15 protein-coding genes are annotated in these 12,181 nt (G+C 34.3%); 10 read left to right on the forward strand and 5 right to left on the reverse strand.

From position 1 onward, the window contains the following. Position 1: 1 nt before the first annotated feature. The 3 genes from AR685_RS01265 to purF all read left to right on the forward strand — a co-directional run bounded on the left by AR685_RS01265 (position 2) and on the right by purF (position 3,031). On the forward strand, positions 2–697 hold the full coding sequence (locus AR685_RS01265; protein WP_059123482.1) for a DUF3307 domain-containing protein: 696 nt from the start codon (positions 2–4) through the stop codon (positions 695–697). A gap of 30 nt (positions 698–727) precedes the next feature. Then, positions 728–1,447, forward strand: a complete 720-nt coding sequence (gene purC / locus AR685_RS01270; RefSeq protein WP_047444050.1) for a phosphoribosylaminoimidazolesuccinocarboxamide synthase — start codon at positions 728–730, stop codon at positions 1,445–1,447. Between the two features lie 84 nt (positions 1,448–1,531). Next, the gene (purF, locus tag AR685_RS01275; RefSeq protein WP_047444051.1) at positions 1,532–3,031 is read left to right on the forward strand and encodes an amidophosphoribosyltransferase; all 1,500 of its coding nucleotides are present in this window, start codon (positions 1,532–1,534) and stop codon (positions 3,029–3,031) included. Positions 3,032–3,107: 76 nt separating this feature from the next. Here the strand turns inward: purF and AR685_RS01280 are convergent, their stop codons facing one another. Next, positions 3,108–3,770 carry a porin family protein gene (locus tag AR685_RS01280; RefSeq protein ID WP_059123483.1) on the reverse strand — a complete coding sequence of 221 codons (663 nt, stop codon included), beginning with the start codon at positions 3,768–3,770 and terminating at the stop codon, positions 3,108–3,110. Between the two features lie 251 nt (positions 3,771–4,021). Next, positions 4,022–5,068 carry a 3-dehydroquinate synthase gene (gene aroB, locus AR685_RS01285; RefSeq protein WP_059123484.1) on the reverse strand — a complete coding sequence of 349 codons (1,047 nt, stop codon included), beginning with the start codon at positions 5,066–5,068 and terminating at the stop codon, positions 4,022–4,024. A gap of 337 nt (positions 5,069–5,405) precedes the next feature. On the opposite strand from aroB, the gene AR685_RS01290 reads away from it, so the two are divergent. Further along, entirely contained in the window at positions 5,406–6,353 is a 948-nt protein-coding gene (locus AR685_RS01290) for a pseudouridine synthase (RefSeq protein ID WP_052187903.1), read from the forward strand. A 127-nt stretch (positions 6,354–6,480) separates the two neighbouring features. Here the strand turns inward: AR685_RS01290 and pncA are convergent, their stop codons facing one another. Further along, entirely contained in the window at positions 6,481–7,086 is a 606-nt protein-coding gene (gene pncA, locus AR685_RS01295; protein ID WP_059123485.1) for a bifunctional nicotinamidase/pyrazinamidase, read from the reverse strand. Between the two features lie 181 nt (positions 7,087–7,267). Between pncA and AR685_RS01300 the strand changes: the two genes are divergently transcribed. The 6 genes from AR685_RS01300 to AR685_RS01325 all read left to right on the forward strand — a co-directional run bounded on the left by AR685_RS01300 (position 7,268) and on the right by AR685_RS01325 (position 11,142). Continuing rightward, a complete protein-coding gene (locus tag AR685_RS01300; protein ID WP_059123486.1) occupies positions 7,268–8,410 on the forward strand; it encodes a DEAD/DEAH box helicase in 1,143 nt (380 codons plus the stop codon). A 190-nt stretch (positions 8,411–8,600) separates the two neighbouring features. Then, positions 8,601–9,188 carry a hypothetical protein gene (locus AR685_RS01305; RefSeq protein ID WP_059123487.1) on the forward strand — a complete coding sequence of 196 codons (588 nt, stop codon included), beginning with the start codon at positions 8,601–8,603 and terminating at the stop codon, positions 9,186–9,188. Then, a complete protein-coding gene (locus AR685_RS01310) occupies positions 9,181–9,717 on the forward strand; it encodes a YfiT family bacillithiol transferase (RefSeq protein WP_047444058.1) in 537 nt (178 codons plus the stop codon). Before AR685_RS01305 ends, AR685_RS01310 begins: the two co-directional genes overlap by 8 nt. Further along, the gene (locus tag AR685_RS01315) at positions 9,711–10,172 is read left to right on the forward strand and encodes a DUF1569 domain-containing protein (RefSeq protein WP_047444059.1); all 462 of its coding nucleotides are present in this window, start codon (positions 9,711–9,713) and stop codon (positions 10,170–10,172) included. Before AR685_RS01310 ends, AR685_RS01315 begins: the two co-directional genes overlap by 7 nt. Continuing rightward, positions 10,169–10,552 (forward strand): bacillithiol system redox-active protein YtxJ, encoded by a 384-nt coding sequence (gene ytxJ, locus AR685_RS01320; RefSeq protein ID WP_047444060.1) that lies wholly within the window; start codon positions 10,169–10,171, stop codon positions 10,550–10,552. Before AR685_RS01315 ends, ytxJ begins: the two co-directional genes overlap by 4 nt. After that, the gene (locus tag AR685_RS01325) at positions 10,549–11,142 is read left to right on the forward strand and encodes a Crp/Fnr family transcriptional regulator (RefSeq protein ID WP_059123488.1); all 594 of its coding nucleotides are present in this window, start codon (positions 10,549–10,551) and stop codon (positions 11,140–11,142) included. The genes ytxJ and AR685_RS01325 overlap by 4 nt, the downstream gene beginning before the upstream one ends. A gap of 4 nt (positions 11,143–11,146) precedes the next feature. Here AR685_RS01325 and AR685_RS01330 read toward each other — a convergent pair whose 3' ends face one another. Both AR685_RS01330 and AR685_RS01335 read right to left on the reverse strand, forming a co-directional pair. Further along, on the reverse strand, positions 11,147–11,497 hold the full coding sequence (locus tag AR685_RS01330) for a hypothetical protein (protein ID WP_131777582.1): 351 nt from the start codon (positions 11,495–11,497) through the stop codon (positions 11,147–11,149). Positions 11,498–11,530: 33 nt separating this feature from the next. After that, positions 11,531–12,037: a pyridoxamine 5'-phosphate oxidase family protein gene (locus tag AR685_RS01335; RefSeq protein WP_047444063.1), complete on the reverse strand. Its 507-nt coding sequence runs from the start codon at positions 12,035–12,037 to the stop codon at positions 11,531–11,533. Positions 12,038–12,181: the final 144 nt, after the last annotated feature.

The raw sequence follows: 12,181 nt of genomic DNA on the forward strand, positions 1-12,181 counted from the left end.
CATGATCTTTATACAACTCATATTGGCACATTTACTCGGAGACTTTATTCTCCAGCCAAATGCTTGGGTTTCAGATAAAGAAAATAAAAAAATGAAGAGTAAATATCTGTACCTTCATGTTCTGATTCACACGGTTTTAAGTTTTATTTCACTTTGGAATCTTGAATTATGGTGGATTGCAGTATTGGTAGGAGTTTCACATTTGATCATAGATGCTGCAAAGCTTTATTTTCAGAATATAAAGACTAAAAAAAGATGGTTTTTCATCGATCAGTTTTTACATATTGCGGTGATTGCTGGAGTTTCTTTTTATTTTGATGAGTTTAATTTTGACTTTTTAAAAGATCATAACTTCTTAAAAATAATAGTAGCCATAGTATTTTTATCATCTCCGTCATCAATTATTATTAAAACATTATTGTCTTCGTGGACACCCGCTCCCGAGACACAAACCAACATACAGACCGAATCTTTATCAAGTGCCGGAAAATATATAGGAATTTTAGAACGTTTAATGGTTTTTACTTTTATTATGGTAAATCATTGGGAAGGTGTAGGTTTTATGGTAGCAGCTAAATCTGTTTTCAGATTCAGTGATCTTGCGCAGGCAAAGCAGAGAAAACTCACAGAATATGTTCTTATAGGTACATTACTGAGCTTTGGAATTGCCGTTTTAACAGGAATTTTAATTAAATAATATAAATCTAACTAATAAGACATTTAGAAAATGGAAAAGAAAGAAATGTTGTACGAAGGGAAAGCAAAACAAGTATTTGCTACCGATAATCCTGATCAAGTAGTCGTTCGTTTCAAAGACGATGCTACAGCATTTAATGCTCAAAAAAGAGGATCGGTTGATTTGAAAGGTGAAATGAACAATGCTATCACCACTCTTATTTTTGAATATTTAAATGAAAAAGGAATTAAAACTCATTTCATTAAACAATTGGACGAAAGAGAACAATTGGTAAAAAAAGTATCTATTATTCCTTTGGAAATGGTGGTAAGAAACTATTCTGCAGGAAGCATGGCTCAGAGATTAGGAGTTGAAGAAGGAATTAAATCTCCGGTGACTATCTTTGATATCTGCTACAAAAAAGACGAACTGGGAGATCCACTTATCAATGATCACCATGCCGTTTTCTTAGGTGCAGCTACCTATGAAGAGCTTGATGAAATGTATGAATTAACTTCAGATATCAACGAAATTTTGATCGATCTTTTCGACAAAATGAACATTATCTTGGTTGATTTCAAAATCGAATTAGGTAAAACTTCTGACGGTGAAATCATCTTAGCAGACGAAATTTCTCCTGATACTTGTAGACTTTGGGACAAAGACACCATGAAGAAGTTGGATAAAGACAGATTCAGAAGAGATCTTGGTGAAGTAACTGAAGCTTACGTAGAGATCTACAACAGACTGAAAACTTTGCTTAACAAGTAACATGCTGGGTGTTGGATGTTGGATGTGTGATGATTTCCACCCAACACCCGACATCTGACATCCAACAAATTTAGAAAAATAGAAATGAAAAGTTTAGACATTCATAAAAGTGAATATTTAAAACAGTTTGAGACTCAAACCTACGGAAGAAATCTTTTCAGAACGCAGGAAGAAGAAAGACTAGACGCTCCCAACGAAGAGTGTGGTATCTTCGGAATGTATTCTGATAATGATCTCGATACGTTTTCTCTTTCACAGTTCGGGCTTTTTGCTTTGCAGCACAGAGGTCAGGAAGCTTGTGGTATTTCTGTTCTTAAAGAGGGAAAAATCACCAATATGAAAGATGAAGGTTTGGTTTTGGATGTTTATAAAGAGATTCAGGATCCTGAAACTTTTATGGGAAATTCTGCAATCGGCCACACCCGTTACACCACCGCAGGAGACAAAAAGAAATATAATTTTCAGCCATTTTTTGCTAAAAACGAATATGACCAGATTATACTTTCAATCGCTCATAACGGTAACTTAACTAATGCGAGAGAACTGAAGACAGAATTGGAGGCTGAAGGCGTAGTTTTCAGAGCCACTTCAGATTCTGAGGTTATTTTAAGATTAATTCAAAAAAATCTTGATCTTGGCTTACGTGGGGCTATTAAAGCAACCATGGAAAAAATTGAAGGAGCATATTCCGTTGTCGGAATGACGAGAAATAAATTCTTTGCATTCAGAGATTTCAACGGAATCAGACCTCTGGTTTTGGGTGCTGTTGACGAAAAAACATACGTTGTAGCTTCAGAATCTGTGGCATTAGACGCTGTTGGAGCTCAATATGTACGTGATATTCTTCCAGGAGAAATTATTTACACCAACGAAAACGAGCCTGGTAAACTAAACTCTTACATGGTGAATGAGGAAAGAGGAAAGCAGAGAATTTGTTCGTTTGAATACATTTACTTCGCTAGACCCGATTCTACATTAGAAAACATCAATGTATACGAAATCAGAGAAAAGTCCGGAGAAAAAATCTGGGAACAGGCTCCTGTAGAAGCTGATATCGTAATTGGAGTTCCTGACTCAGGAGTTCCGGCAGCAATTGGCTTTTCAAAAGCATCTGGCATACCTTTCCGTCCGGTTTTGATTAAAAACAGATACATTGGCAGAAGTTTTATCGTACCGACTCAGGAAATGAGAGAAAGGGTTGTGAACCTTAAATTGAACCCGATTATTTCTGAAATCAAGGGTAAAAGAGTTGTAATCATCGACGATTCTATCGTTCGTGGAACAACTTCTAAGAGATTGGTTAAGATTCTAAAAGAAGCGGGTGTTAAGGAAATTCACTTCAGAAGTGTTTCTCCGCCGATTATTGCACCATGTTACCTAGGAATTGATACTCCATCTAAAGACGATTTGATTTCTGCAAATATGTCTACCGAAGAGTTGAGAGACTATTTGGGAGTAGATTCTTTAGAATTTTTGAGTACAGATAATCTTAAAGAGATTTTAGGTTCTTCAAACCACTGTTTTGGATGCTTCACAGAAGAATATCCTGTTGCAAAGGGAGAGGAGATAGAATTATTTAGTTAAGATTCATTAAATAAATAAAAGGTCAGACTTAATATTAAGTCTGACCTTTTTTATTGAAATAAGATTGTTTAACTTTCTAGAATTTAAATGCTAAACCAACTGCAAAATTGTTATTTCTTATAGCATCAGAACCGTTTGGTCTGTCTTTAGCAACATCTGTAACACCCGCTGTATATCTAGCAGTCAAACCGATATTGTCTGTGAAATAGTAACCAGCACCTAAACCAATACCTAAATTGAATGTGTTTAATTGATCTTTATAATCTCCTGTTGTATTTAAAGGATCATTGTTGCTTTCGTTTTTAAGTTTATTTTTAGCACTAACTAAAAATCCAAATTCCGGTCCCGCTTCAACATAAAGATTTGGAATAAAATTATATTGGAACATTAATGGAACTGCAACGTAATCCAAATGTCTCGCATAAGAAATTCTATCGTTTGTAATTGGAGCTCTGTAATCATATTTATCGCCATACTGTGTGTATATAACCTCTGGCTGGATGCTAAAAGACTCAGCTACTGGAATTGTTGCAAAAACACCAGCGTTAAATCCTATTTTAGATCCTTGATCCTCCAATGCCCCATCATCTGATAATGATGAAACGTTCATACCTGCTTTGATACCAAATCTTACATCTGATGAAGATGTCGATCTTGTGGTAGTTGTAGTAGTTGTCGTTGTCTGAGCGAATGCTAATGAACTTGCTGTAACCGCTAGTCCTAAAATTAACTTTTTCATAACTTTAAATTTTTAATATTTACTATTTTCCTAATTTTAAATTTTACTGTCAAATTTTTTGAGTTTGACGTATGGTATCTTTCAAATTGTTTGCCAAAGACAAAAAATATGACAAAAATCAGGTCGCAATAAATTAAATAAAAGCCAAATACGAATACAAAATACTAAATATCAGATAATTACAAAAACAAACATTTGTTTAAATAAACTAAAAATAAATGTGATTTTAAGCTGAAAATGAGCGCAGAATTTTAAAATCCGCTAAGTTTCTTATAAAAAAGTAGTGATTTTTGGATGTTTTCTGTGGTACATTGATGGTCAAAAACGCAAGAACCAATTCCTGACAGTAAAGAAAAATTGATTTTGCTTTCAATATTCTTTTTATCATTTAATAAAAGTTCGAAAATATCTTTATCTTCAAATTGACTTAGATCTACGAACGAATAATATTTTTGAATGTTTTCTATAATTACTTCAGAATCTTCTACAGTAATTAAACCCTCCAGATATGATAGATAAGTCTCGCAAATCATTCCGAGAGCTACAGCCTCACCGTGGAGAATAGGATTTTCTTTTGCAAGACATAAGCTTTCTATCGCATGCCCGATTGTATGCCCAAAATTTAAAGTCTTTCTTATATTTTTTTCATGAAAATCTTTATCCACCACTTCCTGTTTAATATTCATCGAAATTTGAATGTGTGGAAGAATACCCTCAACATCTAATTTCTGAATCTGAATTAAATTTTCCCAATGAGCCTTGTCTGCAATCAAACCATGTTTCAGCATTTCGGCAAAGCCGCTTCGCAGTTCTTTATAAGGAAGCGTTTCTAAAAACTGAGGATACACAAGAATCTGCTCCGGAAAACTAAATGTCCCGACCATATTTTTATAATGCATCAGATCAATTCCTGTTTTTCCGCCAATAGAGGCATCACACATTGATAATAGAGTGGTTGGAATATTGATAAACTGAATTCCTCTTTTATAAGTAGAAGCTATAAAACCACCCATATCAGTGATTACACCTCCTCCAAGATTGATAATCAAAGCCTTTCTATCGGCCTGCATCTCTGTTAAAATTTCCCACAATTGAGTAACGGTCTGAATATTTTTCATTTCTTCACCTGGCTCAACTTCCAAAATTTCAAAACTTATTTCTGTTTCCAAATTCCCCAACAGTACTGGAAGACAGTATTCATGAGTGTTTTCATCGACAAGAATGAAAATTTTGCTGAATGTGTTTTCGGTAATAAAAGCATTGAGTTGAGAAAAATTGTGGTCTAAAAAAGTAATCATTTTTTGATTTTTAATTAAAATATTAAGCAAACAATTGCACAAAGTTATGATTCTTAATTTCTAACTCGTAACTAAATCACTATCTTTGCAAAAATATTTAGAAATGGGCAGAGACAATAATAATTCAGGAAGACCAAAAAAACCGAGATCTTCAACAAGAAATTCGGACAGTCCTCGCTCTCCTAAATCTGGAAATTCTTCAGATTCAAAATCTTTTAAAAAGCCTTTCTCTAAAACTGGCGGAAGAAGTTTTGAGCCAAGAGATAGAGATACAGACAGCTCTACACCTTTTTCGAAACCTGATTCTAGGAGATCTGATACTAGCTATGAGAGTCGAATGGAAAAAAAATACTCAAAAGTTGAAAAGGAACCATTTGTATCCAATAAAGGTGAAGAAAAAAAATCTTTCGGATCAAAAAGGGGAGGTGTAAGAAGTACTAATACCAGAGATAAATACGAAAGAGGAAGCTTAAAATACGGAAGAAGACCTGGCAGCGAAACTGACAGAGATGACGACAGAGCAAGATCTTTTGTACAAAAAAGAAGATTCAAAAAGGTTGAAAAAGACGTTCATAAAGATACGATTCGTCTTAACAAATATATCGCAAACTCAGGAATTTGCAGCAGAAGAGAGGCAGATGACCTGATTATTCAGGGATTGGTAGAAGTTAATGGAAAGGTGGTAACCGAAATGGGATATCAAGTTGAAAAGACAGATAAAGTAGTTTTCGACGGACAGGGTATCACTCCGGAAAAACCAGTTTATGTACTTTTGAATAAACCTAAAGGATATATTTCTACAACAAAAGATGACAAAGCAAGAAAAACCGTAATGGATTTGGTTGCTAATGCATCGCCATATCGTCTTTTCCCGGTAGGAAGATTAGACCGTTCTACAACGGGGGTTATCCTTTTGACCAATGATGGACACATGACTAAGAAATTAACGCATCCATCTTTTGATTCTAAAAAAATCTACCATGTAACTTTGGATAAGAAATTGACCAATGAAGACATGAAACTGATTGCAGAAGGGATTCGTCTGGAAGAAGGTATTGCAGTTGTGGATCAAATTTCGTTTATAGAAGGGAAGCCGAGAAATGAAATTGGAATGGAAATCAGCATCGGCTGGAACCGTCTTATCAGAAGAATTTTCCAAAGATTAGGATACGAAGTTGAGGCATTAGACAGAGTAATGTTTGCCGGCATGACGAAGAAAAATATTAAAAGAGGACATTGGAGAATCCTTACAGATTTAGAAGTGAACAATTTGAAAATGCTTTAAAACAGAGGTTTTAAGTTTAAAATAAAAAAGACGCAGAAAATAATTCTGCGTCTTTTTTGTGTAGTAAATTATCAGTTTAGTTGTGTCTAGAATTAACTTACCATTCATCACTCAAAAACTTATATGCTTATCCTAAAACCGTTACCCCTTTTTGAATCATCTCAAAGATAGCATCTTTACCGTTATCTGGTTTTACATTGACTGCACGAGTGCCATTAAAATGAAGACATGTAACATAGCCATTTGCCACAGCATCCGTAGCTGTGAATTTCACACAGTAATCTAGTGCTAAACCTACAATTTCAACCAGCTGAATATCATGGTATTTTAAGAAATCATCTAAACCTGTTTTCATAAAATGGTTATTGTCCTGAAAACCGCTGTAGGCATCAATTTCTGTATTCTTCCCTTTCTGAACAATGTGAGTGACTTTTTCTCTGTTCAAATCTTGATGGAATTCTGCCCCGAAAGTTCCTTCCACACAGTGATCCGGCCACATAAACTGTGGAACGCCGTTTAAAATTATGCTTTCACCTATTTTTTTGGCATTGTTGCTAGCAAAACTTTTATGGTTCGAAGGATGCCAATCTTGTGTAAGAACTATTTGGTCATATTCATTTTCTTCCATCAGAAGATTGATGTAGGGAATTATTTCGTTTGCTCCCGGAACAGCCAAAGCTCCGCCTTCACAAAAGTCATTCTGAACATCGACTATTATAAGTGCTTTTTTCATACGTATTATTATGATTGAATTTTTTACAATTTATTACAAATATAATATTCAAAAAATTGTCCAAATTTTAAATATCGGACAAAACGGCATTTTAAATATTCAGCGTGTTTGGGAGAGAATTTGAGTTTAAAATAGATTCTTCAATTCCCAATAGCTTATCTTTGCAGGAAATACGTATTATATGTCATTCGAGTCGTTAGGATTATCAAGCAATATTATTCATTCCGTTAAAAAGTTGGGCTACCTGAAACCATTTCCGATTCAGGTGCAGGCTATTCCTGTTATTTTACAAGGAAAAGATTTGGTGGGAATTGCACAGACAGGTTCTGGGAAAACAGCTTGTTTTGTAATGCCTATTTTAGAGAAATTACAAAATGCAGAAGTTAAAAAAGACCGTAATGTTCAGGTTTTGATATTGGTACCTACAAGAGAATTGGCGATTCAGATTGATGAAGTTTTCAGAACCTTCACAGAAAATCTGAAGCGTGAGATTCGTACAATGGCAGTATATGGCGGAGTTTCTATCAATCCGCAGATGAAAGGATTATTTGGAGTTGAAGTTCTTATCGCGACGCCTGGTCGTCTTTTAGATTTGATCGACCATAACGCATTGAGTATTTCAGGAATTCAACATTTGGTAATCGATGAAGCCGATAAAATGTTTCAGCTAGGTTTCGGGGAAGAGATGGATAAACTTTTGGGAATGATGCCTGTAATGAAGCAAACAACGTTATTCTCTGCAACTTTAGATGACAAGGTTTCTGAAATGAAGAAACGTATTTCAATGAATCCCACATTGATTGAAATAAAAAAAGAAGAAGTTGAAATCGACCATATTGAGCAATTGGCCTATCATGTTGCTCCGGAAAACAAAGGGCCATTTTTGCGTTACTTGATTAAAGAAAAGAAAGTTGAAAAAGCCCTTATTTTTGTTTCATCTACAAAATCAGCAGATAATTTGGTTGAAAAGCTTAAGAAAAATAAAATCAAAGCAGTCGCTATTCACAGTCAGAAATCGCAAGGTGCCCGCAGAAATAATTTAGAAGAATTTAAAGTAAATGGTGCTCAGATTTTGGTCGCAACAGACTTAATTGGTCGTGGTATTCACATCGAATCTTTGCCTTGTGTGATTAATTACGAGTTGCCACGTTCGCCTTTAGATTATATTCACAGAATCGGTAGAACGGGGCGTGCAGGAGAAAAAGGAACTGCCATCAATATTCTGACCAATGACGAATTACAGCATTTCAGAGTGATTCAGAAGAAGATGGGAAAGAAAGTAACTTTACAAAGAACTGAAGGTATTGATTTACATGGTTATTAAAACCTTCATTACGCTTTAATATAAACTTCAATTTTGTAATAGATTGAAGTTTTTTTATTCTTGATCTTCTCGGTAAAAAAAAATTAGATTTAAAGTTTTTTTCACATTTACATTCCGCAATTATTGATATTTTTACGAAAAACTTATCAGAGTAAATTGCTGGAAATTTAGAGTTAAACAAATCATTATTATGGAAAATTTCACTGTCGTTCGCGGTTTGTTTGATGGAAGAAAAAGGCAATTGATAATCAATGGAAACTATATCAAGTTTGAAAGTAAAGATAACAAGAAAGACCTTTTTAAAATCATTAATAAAGAAGATATTAGTGGTATTCGATACGGAATTCATTTCATAAAAGGTTTAGAATTTTACATTGGACGAGAATATCAGATTTTCATTAAGTCAAAATCAGGTAAAGAAGTAAAGATCAATTTCAAACTATTCTACAGAAGAAAATTAAAAGAAAAACATCAACTATTTTGTGACATCATAGATAAATTATGGTGTCTTTATTTAGATGACATGACAGAAAGCTTTTTAAAGAAGATTGAGGAAAAAGAAGATTTTTTCTTGTGTGGAATCCAGTTTTCAGCAGACAGAATTAAATTTAATAATAAAGAATTACTGTTCAAAGATTTAGAAATTAAAAATTATTATCATTATTTTATGGTCTATTCCAAAAATGATTATTATCAGAATAAAATGCTATATTATCTGAAAGACGATAATGCAGTAATTGTTTCACATCTTTTAACAATTTTAAAAAGTCATGAATAATAGAGATATCAAAAAATTTCCGATCGGCAAATTTCACGAAAATAATACCGGTTGCGACATCGAGCTAGACAGCCACATCAAAGTGATCAAAAACTTTCCTGAAAAACTGAAAAAACTGATTGAAGATTTTTCTGATGAACAGCTAGACACGCCCTACAGAGAAGCTGGCTGGACGGTAAGACAACTTATCAATCATCTGGCAGATAGTCACGCAAACAGTTTTATCCGTTTTAAACTGGCTCTCACAGAAGATAATCCTACAATAAAACCCTACGATGAAACAAAATGGGCTGAACTTCAAGACAGTGTCAATATGCCTGTAAAGCCTGCCATGAGAATGTTGAAAGGAATCCATCAAAGATGGTATGTTTTACTGAAAACATTGACCAATAAACAATTTGAAAGAACTTTCCGTCATCCTGAAAAAGAAAACGACCATAATCTAAGATATTATCTGGCACTGTACTCCTGGCATTGCAATCATCATTTTACACACATTGAGAATTTAAAGAAAGAAAAAGGTTGGTAAAAAAAAGTCTTCACAACAGAACAGATCTTGAAGAAATTGTGACAAGAATTTCCAAACTGAGCCAAAGCTCCCAAAGAAAATGGGGCAGGATGGAGGTTGCCCAAATGCTGACGCACTGCGAGCTTATTTTACAGGTTCCTTTAAAAAAAGTAGTCCTCCAGAAACCTAATTTTATTTTGAGAGCTATTGGAATTCTGACAAAAAAAGAAATTCAGATTTTTAATAACGGAATTCCACCGAATATGCCGAGTTTTCAAAAACTAATCGTTAATTTTGAGTGTGATTTTGAGGTTGCAAAAAAAAATCTACTGAACACGCTTAACGATTACATTAAGGCCTACGAAAATCATCTGTTACCAGATGACCATGCCCTTTTTGGAAAGATGAAAGAACAGGATTGGGGATTTTTAGAATACAAACACCTCAATCACCACTTGAAACAATTTTATGTATGAGTTTTTTTGATAAAATATTTGGAGGCAAACAGGAAGAAAACCAGTCTAAATCTTTCTGGAACATGATAGAATCTGAAAAAGATTTAGAAGAGGCAATTAAAAAATCCTATACAGCGAAAATTGCCATTTTCAAACATTCAACAAGCTGTTTTATCAGCAAAACGGTATTAAGAAATTTTGAAAAAGAGATTGAAGAATCACAGGAAAATGGCACTACATTCTATTTTCTGGATCTTCTGGCACATAGAAATATTTCAAACAAAATTGCTGAAGACTTCGGAATACGGCATGAAAGTCCTCAATTGATCGTTATAGAAAACGGTAATGAAATTAATAATGCCTCTCACCAGGACATCACTTTAAGCCAGATAACCTCATGAGTAATATGACCAACTATTTAGCAAAAGTTTTAGAGGTTCCGGCGGAACGATTAAGCCTTTGCAGTGTGCAATATGAAATAAAGAAAGTCGCTAAAGGAGAGCTTTTGCTGCAATATGGTGAAGTTTGCCGTAATACTTTTTTTGTAGAGAAAGGACTTTTGAGAATGTTTTCCATTGACAAAAACGGTAAAGAACACATTATTCAGTTTGCTCCGGAAAACTGGCTGATTGGTGACCGAAGCAGTCTCTACTTTAATGAAAAATCAAATTACTATATCGAAGCGGTAGAGGATTCTGAAGTTTCTGTTCTGCAACGTGATTTTTTTAATAATCTTCTCGAAGAATTTCCTGACAGCATTGAAAAAAATGATTTAGTTCTTCAAAAGCACGTCAAGAGTTTACAAGACCGCATCAACTCGCTGCTTGGTGAAACTGCTGAAGAAAGATATTTAAAATTCATTAAAATGTACCCTGATTTATTACTCAGAGTTCCCCAATGGATGGTCGCATCATACCTTGGTATTACACCTGAAAGTTTAAGTCGTGTACGGAAAGAGTTGGCAAGGAAAAACTTTATAACAGACAAATAATAGTTTAATCCATATTCAAAATACTCACCAGCCGGTTCAGATATTCCTGTTCCATCATTACTTTCTCAAAAGATTTTTTTGCAAATACAGGGCAAACCTGTTTGTTTGAGGTGTGGTGTAGGGTGATGTCATTTTCAACAAATCCGTTAAAATTCAAAGCGTATTCTTTGATAAATTTATCGATCGTATTTCGTTTAATTTCACACAGAGTACTGTTCTGAATTTTTTGCAGAGAAGTAAGAATAAAAGATTTGTCGCCGGTAAAGTTGATGATATTGGCGATGAATTTTAAGTTTTCGTGTGGCATGCTGTTCATTTCCTGGCGAACAGCATGCGGTTGGTCTTCAAATATCATAGCTACATAGTTTTTCTGGTTTAAGTAGGCTTGTTATACAGTAGCGTTTCCCTCAACACCGTCTGAATTATCAGTTTTGTTTCCGGTAACTGCTGCTGCAACGAAACTTAACATACTGATCAGCTTTCCAGCTTTTGTATCCCAGTAGTAACTTTGTTTCGGCTCAACACGAATAATGGATACGTTAGGATCATCTTTCCCGTCAAACCATGCATTGGCCATCGCCGACCATTTCTCTTCGATTGTAGATCTGTCAGTATAAATTGAAGCTTCTCCGTAGATTGAAAGATATTCTGAGTTGCTGTTGTTCATAAAAAACAATTGAACTCTGCGGTCATCTCTGATCTCAAAATTCTTGTTGCTTTCTTCGCTACTTATAAACCATAAATTTCCTTCGTCATCAGTTTCCTGAAGTCCCATAGGTCTGGAAGTAATTGGTAACGTTTGTAGATCTGTTGCGAACATACAAATTCTAGCTTTTTCTGAAAGTTCTTTGATTTTTTTAATCGCCTCGATGTGCGTTAAATTTTCTGTTGACATAATATTAATATTTAGTGTGATTGTAATAAAAAAAGAGAAGTGGTATTTTCTCTTGGTTAAAAAATTTCTAACTGATTTTTCAACTTCAAAAATCTAACCAAAATCAGAAAAAGGTATTAAAAATAGAAAATATTTTAAAATAAT

It is taken from the genome of Chryseobacterium sp. JAH (assembly GCF_001507335.1).
Lineage (GTDB): Bacteria > Bacteroidota > Bacteroidia > Flavobacteriales > Weeksellaceae > Chryseobacterium.